At 49.3% G+C, this 17,381-nt stretch carries 17 protein-coding genes and 1 tRNA gene; 14 read left to right on the top strand and 4 right to left on the bottom strand.

Annotated elements, in window-relative coordinates:
* Window positions 1-85 precede the first annotated feature (85 nt).
* The 13 genes from OIN60_RS13030 to OIN60_RS12970 all read left to right on the top strand — a co-directional run bounded on the left by OIN60_RS13030 (window position 86) and on the right by OIN60_RS12970 (window position 15,393).
* Window positions 86-2,362, top strand: a complete 2,277-nt coding sequence (locus OIN60_RS13030) for a helix-turn-helix transcriptional regulator (RefSeq protein ID WP_305755279.1) — start codon at window positions 86-88, stop codon at window positions 2,360-2,362.
* Window positions 2,363-2,431: 69 nt separating this feature from the next.
* Window positions 2,432-3,526, top strand: a complete 1,095-nt coding sequence (locus tag OIN60_RS13025) for a glycoside hydrolase family 88/105 protein (protein ID WP_305755551.1) — start codon at window positions 2,432-2,434, stop codon at window positions 3,524-3,526.
* Window positions 3,527-3,700: 174 nt separating this feature from the next.
* Window positions 3,701-3,784, top strand: a tRNA-Leu gene (locus OIN60_RS13020).
* 565 nt (window positions 3,785-4,349) lie between these two features.
* Window positions 4,350-4,907, top strand: a complete 558-nt coding sequence (locus OIN60_RS13015; protein WP_305755550.1) for a class I SAM-dependent methyltransferase — start codon at window positions 4,350-4,352, stop codon at window positions 4,905-4,907.
* 343 nt (window positions 4,908-5,250) lie between these two features.
* Window positions 5,251-7,650 (top strand): glycoside hydrolase family 6 protein, encoded by a 2,400-nt coding sequence (locus OIN60_RS13010; RefSeq protein WP_305755278.1) that lies wholly within the window; start codon window positions 5,251-5,253, stop codon window positions 7,648-7,650.
* A 245-nt stretch (window positions 7,651-7,895) separates the two neighbouring features.
* Complete coding sequence (gene gpmA, locus OIN60_RS13005; RefSeq protein ID WP_305755277.1) at window positions 7,896-8,645, top strand: 2,3-diphosphoglycerate-dependent phosphoglycerate mutase; 750 nt, start codon at window positions 7,896-7,898, stop codon at window positions 8,643-8,645.
* A 47-nt stretch (window positions 8,646-8,692) separates the two neighbouring features.
* Window positions 8,693-9,370, top strand: coding sequence for a response regulator transcription factor (locus OIN60_RS13000; protein ID WP_305755276.1), 678 nt, complete (start codon window positions 8,693-8,695; stop codon window positions 9,368-9,370).
* Complete coding sequence (locus tag OIN60_RS12995; RefSeq protein WP_305755275.1) at window positions 9,367-11,187, top strand: sensor histidine kinase; 1,821 nt, start codon at window positions 9,367-9,369, stop codon at window positions 11,185-11,187. Before OIN60_RS13000 ends, OIN60_RS12995 begins: the two co-directional genes overlap by 4 nt.
* Before the next feature lie 171 nt (window positions 11,188-11,358).
* Window positions 11,359-12,045 carry a GDSL-type esterase/lipase family protein gene (locus tag OIN60_RS12990; RefSeq protein ID WP_305755274.1) on the top strand — a complete coding sequence of 229 codons (687 nt, stop codon included), beginning with the start codon at window positions 11,359-11,361 and terminating at the stop codon, window positions 12,043-12,045.
* Between the two features lie 37 nt (window positions 12,046-12,082).
* Window positions 12,083-13,489 (top strand): MBOAT family O-acyltransferase, encoded by a 1,407-nt coding sequence (locus OIN60_RS12985; RefSeq protein ID WP_305755273.1) that lies wholly within the window; start codon window positions 12,083-12,085, stop codon window positions 13,487-13,489.
* Between the two features lie 11 nt (window positions 13,490-13,500).
* Complete coding sequence (locus tag OIN60_RS12980; RefSeq protein WP_305755272.1) at window positions 13,501-14,640, top strand: DHHW family protein; 1,140 nt, start codon at window positions 13,501-13,503, stop codon at window positions 14,638-14,640.
* Between the two features lie 5 nt (window positions 14,641-14,645).
* On the top strand, window positions 14,646-15,152 hold the full coding sequence (locus OIN60_RS12975) for a DUF4358 domain-containing protein (protein ID WP_305755271.1): 507 nt from the start codon (window positions 14,646-14,648) through the stop codon (window positions 15,150-15,152).
* A gap of 79 nt (window positions 15,153-15,231) precedes the next feature.
* Window positions 15,232-15,393, top strand: coding sequence for a hypothetical protein (locus tag OIN60_RS12970; RefSeq protein WP_305755270.1), 162 nt, complete (start codon window positions 15,232-15,234; stop codon window positions 15,391-15,393).
* A 95-nt stretch (window positions 15,394-15,488) separates the two neighbouring features.
* Here the strand turns inward: OIN60_RS12970 and OIN60_RS12965 are convergent, their stop codons facing one another.
* The 4 genes from OIN60_RS12965 to OIN60_RS12950 form a co-directional block, all read right to left on the bottom strand.
* Window positions 15,489-15,770 carry a GNAT family N-acetyltransferase gene (locus OIN60_RS12965; RefSeq protein ID WP_305755269.1) on the bottom strand — a complete coding sequence of 94 codons (282 nt, stop codon included), beginning with the start codon at window positions 15,768-15,770 and terminating at the stop codon, window positions 15,489-15,491.
* Window positions 15,763-16,020 carry a (4Fe-4S)-binding protein gene (locus OIN60_RS12960; RefSeq protein WP_305755268.1) on the bottom strand — a complete coding sequence of 86 codons (258 nt, stop codon included), beginning with the start codon at window positions 16,018-16,020 and terminating at the stop codon, window positions 15,763-15,765. The genes OIN60_RS12965 and OIN60_RS12960 overlap by 8 nt, the downstream gene beginning before the upstream one ends.
* A 96-nt stretch (window positions 16,021-16,116) precedes the next feature.
* Window positions 16,117-16,443 (bottom strand): metalloregulator ArsR/SmtB family transcription factor, encoded by a 327-nt coding sequence (locus tag OIN60_RS12955; protein WP_305755267.1) that lies wholly within the window; start codon window positions 16,441-16,443, stop codon window positions 16,117-16,119.
* A 2-nt stretch (window positions 16,444-16,445) separates the two neighbouring features.
* Window positions 16,446-16,871, bottom strand: a complete 426-nt coding sequence (locus OIN60_RS12950; RefSeq protein ID WP_305755266.1) for an SRPBCC family protein — start codon at window positions 16,869-16,871, stop codon at window positions 16,446-16,448.
* A 265-nt stretch (window positions 16,872-17,136) separates the two neighbouring features.
* Between OIN60_RS12950 and OIN60_RS12945 the strand changes: the two genes are divergently transcribed.
* Window positions 17,137-17,337: a YqzE family protein gene (locus tag OIN60_RS12945; RefSeq protein WP_305755549.1), complete on the top strand. Its 201-nt coding sequence runs from the start codon at window positions 17,137-17,139 to the stop codon at window positions 17,335-17,337.
* Window positions 17,338-17,381 lie beyond the last annotated feature (44 nt).

Below are 17,381 nucleotides of genomic sequence, written 5' to 3'. Positions count from 1 at the left end.
GACTATCGGAATCCAGTTTCTGGTATAATGGGTATCGGCATAACCTTGAACGCCCGATACAGTAGCCAAAGGGGGAGGATATCCGATGCCCAGATATTTAGTCCGTTTGTTCGTCTTTACCTTGCTGCTGGTTGCCGTTCCGGTCGTCTCCACCGGGATGATCTCCTACTTCATTGCCAAACAGGATATCGAGAAAAAAGTCAACGAAAGCAATGAGCAGATTTTGCTGCAAAACAAGACACGAATCGAGCAAATATTCAAAAATGTGGAGATGGGCGCGGTGCAGTACATCAACTCTCCCCTGACAGCCAGTTTGTATGACCGCGCCTTGACAGCCGACGCTTTTCAGGACATTACAGTTTTGTCAAAGGGGTTATACAATTTGCATTCCATTGCGGGCGTGGCCGATACCTTTCTGATCAATCTGGAGCACGATTGGATGATCAGTGAGCTCGGCTTTACCGGTTCCGGGAAATTCCCGGACCGCGAACGGATAAGCGAGTATGCTCTGCAATCGAAGAAGCTGTATTGGCTCGCGGAGGCCGCGGACCGGGCGAATCAATCGGCAGACGAAAGGGCCGATCCTTATAAGATCCGCCTGCTTGTCAAACTGCCCATGATCACCACCTCTTCTCAGCCAAAAGCGATGCTGATTGTCGACTTGTCTTACAATGAGCTGGAACAGGATTTGCGGCAAAATACGGAATGGAGAGATATCTATGTGCTAAACAGCGAACGCGAGCCGTTTTTGTCCAGTCCGGGCTCACCCAAAATCGAAGCTGCGGTATTAAATAAATTGAAAGCGGATTCAGAAGTAAGGGCGGGGTATTTTGAAGAGCAGGGCTTGGCTGTCAATGTTCTCGGATCTGACCACCATAACTGGACTTACGTATCGATCGTATCCATCCAGGAGATTACCAAGGAATCACGAAAAATTGCCCTTGTTACGGTCAACGCCTGTTTGCTCATTTTTTCTGTGATTGCGGTATTCGCTTATTTCGGAAGCCGGCGGATGTACGAACCGGTCCGGCGGATGTTCGCGATCATGCAGCAATTCGGCGGAGAAGCGGATGATGCCGGGAAAAAGGATGAATTCGCCTATGTTGAGGAGCGCCTGCACATCCTGTTCAGCTCGCGCAAGCATCTGCAGCAGCAACTGCAAGGGCAGGGCGGACAGATCAAGGAGTTTTTCCTGCACAAGCTGTTCATGGGTCAGGTGACCGAGCGTGAGTTTGTCTATAAAAGCGGCGTGTACGGGATTACGGATAACAGCGCGTCGCTCGGTGTGCTCGTCGTTCAGATTGATACGCTGCAGGACACAAGATATACGGAGAAGGATAAGGAGCTATTGCTGTTTGCGATACACAATATCGTCGGAGAGCTGATTCCGCCCCACAACTTGATCGGCTCGCTGCTGCTGGACCAATCCCAGGTGTCGCTGCTGACCAGCGATTTGGACCGCCCTGATGAGCTGAAAGCGCTGTTTCATCAACTGGCCGGGCAAATTCAAAGCAAGGTACGCGAGCTGCTTCAGCTCCAGGTGAGCATCGGCATCAGCCGGACGTTTCACCAGTATGCAGGGGCCATGAACGCTTATTCGGAAGCGCTGGAGGCGTTGAAGCGGAGAATTAGCCTTGGCCATCATGTGATCGTGAGCTATGACGATATCGAATCGGCTTCCGCGGCCAGCGTCCAGTCGAACGCCTCCTGGGCCCATCTGGAGAACAGTCTGATTCAAGCGCTGCAGGCGGGTGATGAGGCTTCGGCCTTTGGGCATTTCGACGCGTATGTGAAATCGATTATGGAACAGAATGTGCCGTTCAACGATTTTCAGATTTTAGTGCTCGGGCTGATCACGCGAATATATCGGCTTGTTCAGCAGCAGGGAGGAGCGCTGGATAGTCTGCTCGGCACCAACTCGGCGGTTCAGCAATTCCTGAAGCTAAGCACAGCGGCGGACATTGTGTCCTGGTTCAAGACAAAGCTGTTTCCTCCGGCATTGTCCTTCTTGAAGGAGCAGCTTGACTCGCAATATACGAGTATCGCCTGCCAAATGGTGCAGATGATTCATGATGCCTACGATCAGGACATCACGCTGGAAGCGTGCGCGGAGAAGCTGAAATTCCATCCGGTATACTTAAGCCGGGTGTTCAAGAAGGAAATCGGCGTGACGTTCAGCGAATATTTGACGGGATACCGGATGAACATGGCGAAGCTATGGCTGAAGGACAGCTCGCTGAAGATCAACGAAATCGCCGAACGGCTGAGTTACACGAATGCTACCGGTTTTATCCGCACATTTCGCAAAATGACGGGCATGACCCCGGGGAAGTATCGAGAAGAACATTCCAAATCATCGTGAATATAAAAACAAATGTGGCAGTTGAAATGAACATAACTCATTGTGGAGGTGCTGGTTAGCTTGTCTTATGTGTTGGTTGATCGGCTCAAAACGCAATACATGGCGGAGCCCAAGTGGTACTCGCTGAGATGGCATTATATCGAAGGCTGCATGCTGAAGGCGTATTTGGACAGCTATGCGCAGACAGGCGACGAGGCGGAATACGCCTTTGTCAAAGGTTTCATCGACAGCCTGTACGACGAGGAAGGCCGGATTTCCGCCATCGATCCGGCGTACTTCAATATCGATCAGATTCGGATGGCGACCGTCCTGTTTGCCTTGTACGACCAAGAGCACGATCCGAGGTATAAGCGGATCATGGATTTGTTATACAGGCAGTTGGCGGTTTATCCGCGAACGGGCGCAGGCTCCTTCTGGCACAAACAGAACTACCCGTATCAGGTATGGCTTGACGGCCTGTATATGGGGCAGCCGTTCTATGCGTTATATATCAAAACGTTTACGAAGTACAAAGACTACAGCGACCCGCTCGCCCAGTTCCGCAATGTGCGCCGTTTTCTCTTTGACGAGTCAAAGCGCTTGTACAGGCATGCGTACGACGAAAGCCGACAGATGTCCTGGTCCGACCCGGCGACAGGCCGTTCGCCACATGTATGGGGACGTGGAACCGGCTGGTACGCGATGGCACTGGTTGACATGCTGGAGATTTTGGAAGGAGAGCCGGCCGACAGCGGCTTTCTGAAGCAGTATCTGCAGGAGCTTGTGGACGGCTTGCTGCCGTATCAGCACAGCGATGGCATGTGGTATCAGGTAGTGGATCAGGGAGCGCGGGCAGGAAATTATTTGGAAACGAGCGGAACGCTGATGCTCGCGTATGCCATTCTGAAGGGAGCACGGCTCGGTTATCTGCCGCAAGCGTACGCCGCTTATGGTCAAAAAGCGTTCGACGGAACGATCAGCCGCTACCTGCGTGAAGAGGACGGCGAAGTACTGCTGGGGGGCATTTGCCGCAGCGCCGGACTCGGCAGGAAACCGGAAACGGGAGAGCTGCGGGACGGGAGCTATGAGTATTATGTTTTCGGTGAGAAGATCGTCGAGAACAACGGGCATGGTGTGGCACCGCTGCTTATGGCGTATAACGAAATCAAGCGGCTGAAGCCGTAAATTTATCATTCCCGCGTAAGCACAATCGATAGGGCCTCCCTAGAGGGGGCTTTTCGGGGTTGTTATGGACAGGTCCTTGGAATCTGTCGATTTTGTATTGACTGTTAATTGGTATATATGATATTATCAGCTTCATTGCTGTGAATAAAAAATTCAAAGCACTCATTACAATTTGCGGTCGTGGCGGAATTGGCAGACGCGCACGGTTCAGGTCCGTGTGGGCTAACCCCCGTGGAGGTTCGAGTCCTCTCGACCGCATCATATGGACACGAAAGAGCTCCTGAATTATCTCTAGTAGAGATTCAGGAGCTCTTTGCATTATTGGAATATGCAATGCATGGATTCTGTCCATAACGGATGCATGTTGCACACTAAGTTTTGGCAGGAAGACTAATGTGGACAGAATAAATTTCCGCGGTTCTTGTAACAGCAATTTCCCCCTTATGTCTTTCAATGATTTTTTTACATGTTTTCATACCGACCCCCGTACTATTTATTTTGTCTAATTAAATCCGGATTTTCTAGGCATCATAATATCAAGGATGATTAAATCTATAGTCGGTAAAATATTGCTTGCTTTCATAGGGCTTTTAGTCATTATCTTAGTAATCCGATACTTATCTGAAGTCCTTAAATTAACTGTATCCATTGATAGATTTCGAGATTATATCCTTTCAACGGGGAATTTAGGACCCATTATATTTATTTTATTTCAGGTGACTTTGGTTTTGTCAAATTTGAGGGTACTTTTCGTGGGCTACCGATCACAGTTGCAGGTTTTGTTCTTTCCATGAGCCTAAAAAAGAGAGGGATTGAAATTGAAATGGGAGTGTTATCATTTCTAAAACAATATATCACCAAGCCAAGAACGGTAGGAGCCTTGCTTCCAAGCTCGAAATATCTTGCAAGCAAGATGGTTGACGATATCGATTTTAACCAAGCAAGCTACATTGTGGAGTATGGTCCCGGTACGGGGGTATTTACTGAAGAAATATTAAAAAATAGGAAAGAAAGCACCATAGTATTGCTTTTCGAAAGTAACAAAGCGTTTTACCACCTTTTAAAAGAGAAGTTTGAACATGAACTTAACCTTCATATTATTAATGATTCTGCAGAGCACATAGAGAAATATATGATTAAGTATGAGATTCCATGGGTGGATTATTTTGTTTCAGGACTTCCCTTTGCAAGCTTACCGCATAGTATATCCTCGAACATTCTACGGTTGACACAACTGCATCTGAGACAAGGAGGCAGATTTATTACGTTTCAGTACACTTTATTAAAGAAAGATTTAATTAGACTTTATTTTGATAAAATAGATATTAAAAGAGAATTAAGGAATATACCTCCTGCCTATGTATTTTGCTGTAGCCAATAGACGTATAGCAGAAAGACGCAGCGGGCCGATTTGATTATTCATCTAAAAACCATCTCGAAATATTCAAGCGAAAATTGAATATTTTGAGATGGTTTTTTTTGAAGGCGTTTTTTTGGATTGACAAAATATCCCTATCATCTTATGATGAAATTGGAAATGAAAGCGCATACTTAACTATATTTATGTTACATGTACTTGTTCTTCCACTGGTAGCTCTATCAATCGATAAGGAGAGTGATGCTATCGGTAGATATCTCCGGAGATCGGGCGCATTCGTCCGTAGGAGGAGGCTTGGAGTCCTAATGGAATATGAGAAAAACAATGAAGGGAGCAGTGAAACGAGATGAAAAGAAAGTTTTTCCCTAAAATGAAGCCCTTTCTCGCGGGCTGTCTGATTGCGGCATTAGCCGTTCCGTTGTCTTTGCCGGCCGGGACAGGGGAGGCGGCCCCAGCTCACGTGGACAATCCGTTTATCGGCGCTACGGCGTATTTGAATCCGGATTACGCAAAATCCGTCGATATGTCGATTGCCAGCGTAGGAGACGATGAGCTGGCGGCCAAGATGGAGACGGTCAAGTCGTATCCGACGGCGGTTTGGCTGGACCGGATTGCGGCGATTCATGGCGGCGAAGCCGCCGGCGGGCGCCTTAGTCTGGAAGAGCATTTGGACAATGCGCTGGCGCAACAGCAGGGCGACACGCCGATCACGGCCAGCTTCGTTATCTACAATTTGCCTGGTCGCGACTGTCATGCCTTGGCTTCGAACGGCGAACTGCCGCTTACGCAGACAGCGCTGCAAAGATACAAAACGGAATATATCGATGTGATCGCAAATCTTTTCGCTGACCCGAAATACGAAGATATTCGCATTATTGCAGTGATCGAACCGGATTCGCTGCCGAACCTGGTGACGAACCTGAACGACCCGGCCTGTGCGGCGGCGAACTCGACCAATATCTACCGGGATGCGGTCCGCTATACGCTGGATCAACTGGCTGATATCCCGAACGTCTACAAATATTTGGACATCGGCCACTCCGGTTGGCTAGGATGGGATTCCAACCTCCAGCCGTCGGTTAATCTGTATACATCTGTAGTTCAAGGAACGGAGGCGGGGTTGGACAGCGTTGACGGCTTCATTACCAATACGGCCAATACGACGCCGCTCGTTGAACCGAATTTGCCGGATCCGAATCTGACGATCAACGGCCAGCCGATCCGTTCGGCGAAGTACTATGAATGGAACCCGTATTTCGATGAGGCCGACTTTACGGCGGCGCTCTACTCCGGCTTTGTGGCCAAAGGTTGGCCGTCCGACATCGGCCTCCTGATCGACACTTCGCGCAACGGATGGGGCGGGCCCGACCGTCCGACCGGCGCGTCCGGCTCGGATATCAATACCTATGTGAACTCCGGCCGTGTCGACAAGCGTCTGCATCGCGGCAACTGGTGCAACGCTGCGGGCGCGGGGATGGGCGTGCGACCTGAAGCGGATCCGCAGGGTTATCCGCATGTCGATGCGTTCGTCTGGGTGAAGCCGCCCGGAGAATCGGACGGCTCAAGCACGCAAATTCCGAATAACGAAGGCAAAGGCTTCGACCGGATGTGCGATCCGACCTACACAACGTCCAACGGTACGTTGACCGGGGCTTTACCGAACGCCCCGATTTCAGGTCACTGGTTCCACGACCAGTTTGTCGAGCTCGTGAAGAACGCCTATCCGGCCATTCCGCTAACCGATAACGGCGGCGGGAACACGCCTCCGGCCGCTCCGGCGCGGGTGACCGCAACGGCGGGCGACCAGCAAGTGAAGCTGGACTGGAACGCGGTCCGCGGTGCGGAGAATTACATCGTCAAACGCGCGGCAAGTGAGTCCGGCCCGTTTGTGCCTATTGCCGAGACGGGGATTGCGACGACCTATACGGATACGAACGTCATGAACGGTACGGCTTATTTTTACGTGATCAGCGCCGTCAACGCTGTCGGGACAGGCCCAGATTCGGCCGTGGTCATCGCGAATCCCGCCGCCCTGCCGGCTCCGGCTGCGCCTGCGGGCCTCGCGGCGGAGGCCGGGGACGCGCAGGTGAAACTGACCTGGAACGCGGAGTCCGTCGCGGACAGCTACAACGTCAAGCGCGCGCTGAGCGCGTCCGGCCCGTTCGAGACGATCGCGGAATCCGTCGCGGGAACGGCTTATACGGATAACGCCGTAGAGAACGGCACGACGTATTACTATGTCGTCAGCGCCGTCAATTCGTCGGGCGAAAGCGCGGACTCGGGCGTCGCCAGCGCGGCTCCGCAGGAAGCGCCTAAGGGCGATCTGGCGGTGCAGTACCGCAACAGTGATTCCAGCGCAACCGACAACCAAATCCGGCCGCACTTCAATATTAAGAACAACGGCCAGGACGCCGTCCAGCTAAGCGATTTGAAGCTGCACTACTATTTCACCGAAGACAGCAGTGAAGCGATGCAAGCCTGGGTCGACTGGGCGCAAATTGGCTCTTCTAACGTGACGGTCACGTTCACGGACAATTATATGGAGGTCGGTTTCACCAGCGGCGCGGGGACGCTCGCTCCGGGCGGACAAACCGGCGAAATCCAGACGCGAATGGCCAAGTCGAACTGGAGCAATTTTGACGAGACCGATGATTACTCGTACGACGCGACCAAAACCTCCTTCGCCGACTGGGAAAAAGTGACGCTATACCAAGACGGGGTTCTGGTGTGGGGGATCGAGCCTTAACCCGACAGTCGAGTCATAAACAAAACCCGCCAACCTATTATGGGTCGGCGGGTTTATTTGCATTGCCAGGGCAGTATAGAATAGTATCAGGGTTTAGCAGAAAGACGCAGCGGGTAGACTAGATAGTTCGGTAACCGACAATTCGGTATTGCCTGGAATCCGATCGATGTTTCGATACCAAAGCAGAGGTTGCCTTTTTGGACATTTTAAATGGAAAAAACTCATCAGAAAGAGAAGGTAGAGAGATGTATAAGCTGGTTTTGATTAGACATGGAGAAAGTGAGTGGAACAAAGCGAATTTATTTACAGGCTGGATGGATGCAGACTTGTCGGATAAAGGTATTCAAGAGGCTTTGCACGCCGGCAGACTACTCAAGGAAGAACAGTTCGTATTTGATGTAGCCTACACCTCATATTTGAAGCGAGCGATTAAAACACTGGATTATGTGCTTGAAGAAATGGATTTGCTGTGGATCCTTGTATACAAGACCTGGCGGCTAAATGAACGTCATTATGGTGCGCTTCAAGGTTTAAGTAAAACTACCACCGCTGAGAAATATGGAGAAGAGCAGGTTAAATTATGGCGCAGAAGCTATGATGTGCTGCCTCCTGCTTTGACAAAGGACGATGACCGTAATCCAAGATACGACGTTAAATATCGCGACATTGATGATGCACTTATCCCGTTAACGGAAAGCCTCAAGGAAACGGTAGTTCGGGTTAGGGAGTATTGGGATAAGGAAATTTCGCCACAGATCAAAGCAGGTAAAAAAGTAATTATCGCTGCACATGGCAATAGTTTGCGGGCATTAATCAAGTTTTTGGACAATCTCAGTTCGGAAGAGATTATTGATGTGAATGTACCAACGGGTACTCCGCTAGTATATACGTTAGATGACCAATTACATCCGATAGCGAAATATTACCTTGGAAGCGAGCAGCACATAGAGAGCAAGATTCAGGAGGTTGCCAAGCCAGACAAGATTATGGAATAAGTGGTGTTAAGAAGATGGGTTGCTAGAAAACGTTGTGAGGTTATCATATGCCAAGAACGATATTGATTGTAGAAGATGAACATATTTTACGGGAAATTATGAAGGATTATCTGCTCGAAGAGGGTTATAGTGTGCTTGAAGCCAGCGATGGGAAAGAAGCGCTCTCGTTATTTCAGGAGCATGAGGTGGACTTGATCATACTGGACATCATGCTGCCTGAGCTGGATGGCTGGTCTGTGTGCAAGCGGGTCCGCAAAACGTCGAATGTCCCGATCATTATGCTGACGGCCCGTTCGGACGAAGACGATACCTTGCTTGGCTTCGAGCTTGGCGCTGACGACTACGTTGCCAAACCGTACAGCCCGCCCATACTGCTCGCAAGAGCGAAGCGGCTTTTGCAGCGCCAGCATGTTCGCGAAGAAGAGAATGATACGCTGACCAGCAGCGGCATTTCGATTCATTTTCCGTCCCGAACCGTGTCTGCCGGTGGGGAACATTGCAGCTTAACGCATACCGAATTCGAAATATTGGCCTATCTGATGAAAAACAAAGGGATCATCATTACCCGCGAACAGCTGATCACAAAAATTTGGGGATATGATTTTGTCGGCGATGACCGCACGGTCAACAGCCATATCCGCAATCTGCGTTCCAAGCTCGGGGATCATGCCAGGCATATCGTTACGGTAGTGCGTTCGGGATACAAATTTGAGGATCAGCCATGAAAAGGGGCATCGTACTCAAGCTGTTTTTGTTAACGTCCGGGTTATGCCTGTTCCTGATCGCAGCTATTTTTGTCGGACAAACCGTATTTTTCGAGCAATTTTACGTGCATCAGAAAGTGAAGGACGTAAAAACAGCACTCGGGGCATACGAACAAGGTTCGCTGCAACAGGCGGCCAACGGAGAGCAGGCGGCTAAACTAGAACAGGATTTTTATGAACGTTATAACACCTGGGTCGCGCCGCTTGATGTGATGGGGTATTTGAAATACACCGATGATTTTTTTATGGACATCAGACTTGAACATGCTGACGATAATTCCGCACTTTCCGGCCGCATGATCAAGATTCCGCTGTACAGCTTCATGAACGTGAAAGATTTTTACAGCGACAATCCGTTTACCGCTCCATGGGTCAAGGAAGGGGAACACATCGCTATTGAAGGTCTGATCATGAATGATGAACTGGTTATCCAACGGATGGCGAGAAGCGTATCCAATCTGCGGGAGGAAAACCAGCTCGAAAATCGGCAGATGGTGAGCAAAGAATACGAAGTCGTCACCCGGTATGCCAGTCCAATGCAATATCGCGAAAAGTATCCCAGCATTCTTGTGAAAGGAACGATTACGAAGCTGCGTGTACCGGAAGGCGCGGCGATTTCGCGTTATACCAACCAGATGCTTCTGGAGCGGGTTCAGGCTTTTCAAGCAGACCTGCTTTATGGGGATTATCCGAACGCAGAGGCGGGCCGGGTCATCGATTACGAAGAAAATCATGTGAAATACAAAATATTTGTGGATCCGGTTCAAGACGCAGACGGGCAGCCTGGTTATCTGCTTGCAGTCACGTCGCTGCAGCCGGTGAATGAAGCTGCGGGGATGATCAAGGATTATTATGTATATATTGTGGCCGCTGCGGTGCTGCTCATATTGCTGGTCTCGTTTTATTATTCCCGTCAAATTGCGAGGCCACTGCTTCGCATCAATCGAACGGCACAGCAAATGGCCGCGCTCGACTTTTCCGAAAAAATCCCAGTCGCGACAAACGATGAGATCGGTGATTTGTCGCGGAGCATCAACGAGCTTTCCGAACGGCTGCACACCCATATCGTCAGGCTGGAGCAGGACATTGAGAAGGAAAAGCAGCTTGAGCATACGAGAAAGGAATTTATTTCGACTGCATCTCATGAACTCAAAACCCCGTTAAGTGTCATTCAAAGCTGTCTTTCCGTGCTGAAGGACGGGATTGCAAGCCATAAGCGGGAGTACTATTTTAGCGCGATGGAGGATGAAGTGCAGCGGATGAATGTGCTCATCGGGGACATGCTGGAGCTGGCCAAATATGAATCCGGCACGTATAACATGGAGACGGCTCCGTTTTATATCGACACGGTTATCGAGCGCATTTGCACTAAATTAGCTGCGGACGTGGAGCAAAAACAGCTGCGTCTGCACTCTTCACTTCAGCCTGTCGAGGTGATCGGCAATGAGCTGCGAATTGAGCAGGTCATCGTCAATTTTCTCACAAATGCGATCCGTTATACACCGGAGCAGGAGTCCATTTTCATAACAACCACAGAAGAACAGGGTCGCGTGAAAATAGGTGTGGAAAATAAAGGAGCACGCATTGCGGACGAACAACTGGAGAAAATATGGGATCGTTTCTATCGCGGTGAGCCTTCCCGCCAGCGCTCGACCGGGGGAACCGGACTCGGTCTTGCCATTTCCAAAAAAATTCTGGAAATGCACGGCGTGCCTTATGGTGTGACGAATACCCGGGACGGAGTCTTGTTCTATTTTTATTTGAATAAAAAAGCGTAGGGTGACGAGCATGTTTACCTGAATTTTCAGAAGGAGCTGTCTCTGAGGACCACTTGGTCCTTGGATAGACGGCTCCTTTTTGTTTTTCAATCTATAAATCATTTTGATCGAATCTGCACTTTATCTTGATCTCACGCGGTTACACTCTTTTTCGAAAGGGAGGTAGATGACATGAATAAAAAAATCGTGATGACATTACTAATGGGAGGCCTCTCGCTGACACTGGCGGCATGCGGAAGCCAAACACCTGATGGAACTGCTCAACAGCCGGCACTCCAAGCGCAGGAACAGGGGGATGTGGGCGCTACAGCACCGGAGTCGACCGCTAATTCGTATCAACAGATATTTCAAAATAGCGTATTTTTCGGGGATTCCATTACGGAGGGGCTGTCCTTCCATGACGTACTGGACGAGAAAAACGTGCTCGCTGGCGCGGGGAAAACAGCGCAATTTGCGCTTGAAGACATCGACGAGCTCACCAAGCGAAACCCGAAGCAGGTTTTTATCCAACTAGGCTCGGACGATATTTTATGGCCGACAGATGACCCGGTGGCTTACTCGATGAACAACTACGCTAAGCTGATCGGCTTGATTAAGGAAAAGCTGCCGCAAGCCCGGATCACACTGTTAACGGTTACCCCTGTATCCGAAGAAGCGCTGAAGAAGGAACCACGCTACAAGAATATCGGGGATTACAATCAGGCGGTAAAAGAGCTGGCAGACAAGGAGCAGGTCGAATTTACGGATTTGTCCCCTCTCTTCTCAAGTAGCGCCGATGTGTACGATTCGGACGGCATTCATTTTAAACCGGAATTTTATGTGCAGATGCTGGAGCTGTTAAGGCAGCAAGTGAAATAACATGCGAGCGGGTTTGCTGTTTTGGAGGTGACGAAGTTTGGTCTTTAGCAGTCTTGTCTTTTTGTTTCTTTTCCTGCCCGTCACCGTTCTGGTTTATTATGGATCGCCAAGGAAGTTGCGAAATGCCATTTTGCTTGTCGCAAGCTTGATTTTTTACGCATGGGGCGAGCCTGTATACATTGTCATTATGGTATTCTCGACGGTGTTTGACTACTTCAACGGTTTGTTGATTGATAAGTACAGGCATCGAAAACCGGTTGCCATGACCATTTTTATCACTTCGCTGGTCGGCAATCTGGGGATTCTGGGATTTTTTAAATATGGCGGATTTGTCATCGATAATGTCAACCAGCTATTTCATCTGCATATGCGAATGACCGATCTGCCACTGCCGGTGGGCATCTCCTTTTATACGTTCCAAACGATGTCATATGTCGTAGACGTCTACCTCGGCAAGGTGCAGGCACAGAGGAATATTATTGCGTTCGGGACGTATGTGGCGATGTTTCCCCAGCTTGTCGCGGGTCCAATCGTGAAATACGGCGATATCGCAGGACAGCTTACTTCCCGCAGAGTGACGCTGGATCGTTTTGGCGAAGGGGCGGAGTTGTTCATCAGAGGGCTTGCGAAAAAAGTACTGCTCGCCAACAATATCGGGTGGCTGTGGACAAGCGTCAAAGCGGAGCCGGTCGCTGAGCTTTCCGTCCTGTCCGCTTGGCTTGGCATCATCGCGTTCACCCTGCAAATCTATTTTGATTTCAGCGGCTATTCCGATATGGCTCGGGGTCTCGGCAAAATGTTTGGGTTTGATTTCATGCCAAACTTCCGTTATCCGTATACATCCAGGAGTGTGACGGAGTTTTGGCGCAGATGGCATATCTCGCTTGGCACCTGGTTCCGGGAGTATGTGTATATCCCGCTAGGTGGCAACCGGCATGGAATGATGAAGCAGCTTCGCAACGTATTGGCGGTATGGTTTTTGACCGGACTATGGCATGGTGCAAGCTGGAATTTTATCGTATGGGGATTGTATTTCGGTTGTTTCGTGATGATCGAAAAGCTGTTTCTGCTGCGGTGGCTTGGACGTTCTCCCGTTGTGGTCCGCCATGCCTACACGCTGCTGATCGTGATCATCGGCTGGGTAGTGTTTGAAATGGAGCAGTTGGCTTCCGCCTGGCGTTTCATCAGCGTGATGTTTGGCTTCGGCGGGCATGCATTTGCGGATCGGCAGGCGCTCTATGATCTGTCCGCAAATGCCGTATTGCTGGTTGTATTGGCTCTCTGTGCCACTCCGCTTCCCGGGAAGGCTCTGACGTACATGAAGCAAAGGTGGAGGACTGCCGGTGTAATAGTCACTCCGCTTGTGTATGTTCTGTTTATGGTGCTATCAACGGCGTACTTGGTGGATGCAACCTACAATCCATTTTTATACTTTCGATTCTAAGGAGGGCGGCTATGGACGGGAACGACGAAGTCAACGGAAAATACCAGGCCTTATTACTGCTGTTGTTTACGGTTGTGGTCGCCGCGCTCAATCTGATTGTGCCGGATCGCGTCTTTTCGGAAGCGGAGAACCGGATGCTGAAGCAGTTGCCGCATTTTTCACTGAATACATTGCTATCAGGCACCTTTACAACCGATTTCGAGACCTACGTATCTGACCAGTTTGTCTCTCGTGATCAGTGGATCGGAGTGAAAACCGGTATGGACCGTTTGCTGGGGAAACAGGAGAGCAACGGGGTCTACCTCGGAAAAGACGGATATTTGATTCAGAAGTTTATCCCTCCGGCAGAAGGGGATTTGGAAGCGAAGATGGACGCCATCCAAGCATTTGACGATGCCACGCCTGGCCTGCGCAAATATGTGATGATCGTGCCCACGGCGGCGGCCGTGCTTCAGGACAAGCTTCCGAAATACGCCGAAACCGGTGTTGAAGAAGCGTATCTCGGCAAAATCCGGCAAGCGCTGCCTTCCGCTATTCACTTTGTCGATGTATTTCCCGCATTGTATGCGGAGAGGGAGCAGCCTATTTTTTATAAAACCGACCATCACTGGACGACCAAAGGCGCTTATGCCACTTATCTGGAGCTGTGCAAGCAAATGGGGCTGAAGCCGCAGAAGGAGGAGGACTTTCATGTTCAGCAGGTAACGGATGAATTTTACGGCTCAATTTATTCCAAGAGCGGTTACAGGCATGTGCAGCCCGACAGTATCCAGTTATATCTGCCAAAGGATCAAGAAAACTATACCGTAACGTATGTCGACGAAGGACAGACCTCGCATTCGCTGTATGCAACGGAGCAGCTACAGAAGAAGGATAAATATGCGGTATTTCTGAACGGCAACCATGCGCTGATTCGAATCAAAACAGCCCAAACGAACGGAAAGAAGCTGCTGATCGTCAAAGATTCGTACGCGAACAGCTTTATTCCTTTTCTGCTGAAGCATTATAGCGAAATTGATGTGGTGGATCTTCGCTATTACGAGCAGGATCTGGCGGCGTTTGTGAACAAACACGGCATCCGGGAGATGCTGCTGCTATACAATGTGGGCACGTTTGTTGAAGACCCATCCATCCCATATTTATCGGAGTGATTGTAATGGAAAAACGAGGCATAAATAAAAGAGGCATTCTCTCTTTTTTTCTTATAATGGTCGTTGTGCTCGGTGTTCTGTCTGGATGCTCAGGCCGGGGCAGCGAGGCGACGGAAAAACTTTCGGTCGTTGCAGTGGGCAAGAGAATCGAACAGACAGCGGATCTGAAAGAGATGAAAAAAGGGGATCTGAAAAAACTGCAGAAATTGTATAGGCTCGATGCGGATATCGTGGAGGATTTTATTCTCTATACCTCTGTATCGAATGTGAAAGCAGACGAATGGGTTGTGATCAAGGTAAAGGAACAATCTCAGACGGAAATCGTCGAAGAGAAGATAGAGGAGCGAATTGCCGCGCAAAAAATAAAATTTGAAAGCTATCGCCCAAACGAATATTTTTTGGTCGAAAATCATGTATTGAAGACGAAGGGACGATTTGTCTTCTTCGTGGTTTCCGATGAGGCCGGTCAAATGGAGGATGCATTTGACGACACATTTAAACAAATCGAATAGCCTTGGCGGTAAATAGCTCAGCAAGGTACAACGGCTCGTAAAACGTCCCGAAAATGAATCCACAGGGACTGCGTACAAATTGAAGGTCGTTAAAAATTTCGGCAAAATTCAAGTGTTTCTCGACAATGTGCTGAAGCTGAATTATACCGATACGACATATAGCAGAGGGACGATAGGCCTACGTGGAGGCTTTGGCAACACCGTGAAGTTCGATAACGTAACAGTAGCCCCTCACATCTAATCCTGTCAAATGGACTCCGCTGGTCTATATTCAAAAATCAACAATCGGATCGGCAGGGGGTATCCTTGTCCGGTCCGATTGTTTTTTCGGCAACTCTAATGATGAAGAACATCTCTTAATTCGGCACGCTCCTGGAACCTGCCTTTAGCAAACGGGCATAAGGGCAAAATCTTAATTTCGTTTTCCCTTGCATACTTCACCATTTCTTCGAGAAGGAGGTCTCCAAGTCCCTGTCCACGGTAAGCAGCATCTACGAAGGTATGATCGATAATATATAGGCTCGCGCTGGAGACTACATATGTCATTTCAGCGATCATAGCGTCATGGTCCGAAATCAAAAACCGTTTGTTGGCCGTATCGTGAATCACATTATGCATTGTTATGCTCCTCTTTCTTGTCCGATTTATCTTCGTCAAGAAGCTCGTATTCCAGGGCTCCGCTCGGACATTTGTCAATATGTTGGGCAATAGCCTCTGCCGTGGCAGCATCAGGGTCTATCCAAGGGCGCTTGTCCAGATTGAAAACCGAAGGAAATCCTTGCACGCAAACACCGGAATGTATGCATTTCTCTGGCTGAAACGTCACCGTAATCTTTTCTCCGTAATACAGCTTCTTAGCGTTCTGCATTCACTCACACCCTTCATAATGGCATTCAAATAATGGGGTTTATCACCGTCAGTCTAACATTAGTGGGACTATACCATAACTCCTATAAAATAACTATTAATCCATATCGTTCTCGACGTAGCTTTTGAGCAGCTCCAGCTTATCATCCCAATACGCTTCGAAGAAAGAGAGCCACTCCCTGACTTCGGCGAGAGGTTCGGGTTGGAGTCTGTACCTTGTCTCTCTGCCGATTTTTTCACTGCTGACAAGACCGGCAGCGGACAAAATATGCAAATGCTTGTTAACAGCCGTGCGTGACAGGGGAAAGCACTCCGATATAGCTACAATGGCCATGTCCTGATCTGCAAGCAGCTTTAGCACTTTGCGGCGGGTGGGGTCGGCGATGGCCTGAAATACGTCATGCTTTAATGCAGGAGACCCCAAATCTAATCCTCGATATAATGAACAAGCAGATTTTTGACAATGTTTTCCCAGCCGCCGTCCATGATGCCGCGAATAACCGGATGAGGCTGTCCAAACTCGGTAACCTGAGCTTCATCCCAGCCGGAATGAATGAGCGTAAACTCCGTTTTGTTCTGCTCCAGCTCAGACAGTTCAAAAGTGATGTGCCAGTCCTTTCCCCAATGGAATGCAACATGATGGGGTGGGTCAATTTCGGTGACTTTACAGAGGGAATCGCCAAATTGGCCGGCATGAAGAACAAATTCATGTCCTGCAATAGGCTCAAATGTATTGGGCATCCACCATGCTGCAATGCCCTCAGATGTAGCGACGGCTTTCCATACCTTTTCAATAGAAGCATTAAGAATTACAGTTTTACGAATTTCAGGTAAGGCTCCTTGGGTTGACATCGTACACCTCCTGGTTTTTATAACACCTTTTGGTTTCGTTTCTCATAATAACACCTAAAGGTGTTGTATTTCAACAGCAATCATTTGTTCCCGGCCCCGGAAATCATCGCCCCCGGGAACAGGATAGTCTGGTGATAATATGTTCAATTTTTGGAAATTCATACATGCTGCTTGCAAATCGGTTTAGACTGAGGGGGAAATGCGCATGCTGAGTATGGGAGGGGAAATAAGGCTGTCCCGAAAGGGAGGCAGGGAGGTTAATCATATGGCTAAAGGCGATGAGCTTGTCCGGTATATTACAGAGCAGGTCGTAAAGTATATGGAGCAGCCCCGGGATGTGCGGCGCGCCCGGAAAATGGAGAAGGAGTCGTGGCGAACCCGCTGGTTCGGGATGCTTCCGTTCTCATTCTCCATGTGGATTAAATCTTCACGGAGTGGAGACAGAAAGCAGAAGGCGAGCCGATGATAAGGCTGATAACCGACAGCCCGAGTCCGGATCAGGAACGGGCT

It is taken from the genome of Paenibacillus zeirhizosphaerae (assembly GCF_030705605.1).
Lineage (GTDB): Bacteria > Bacillota > Bacilli > Paenibacillales > Paenibacillaceae > Paenibacillus > Paenibacillus zeirhizosphaerae.
This window is presented reverse-complemented; position numbering and strand designations above follow the sequence as displayed.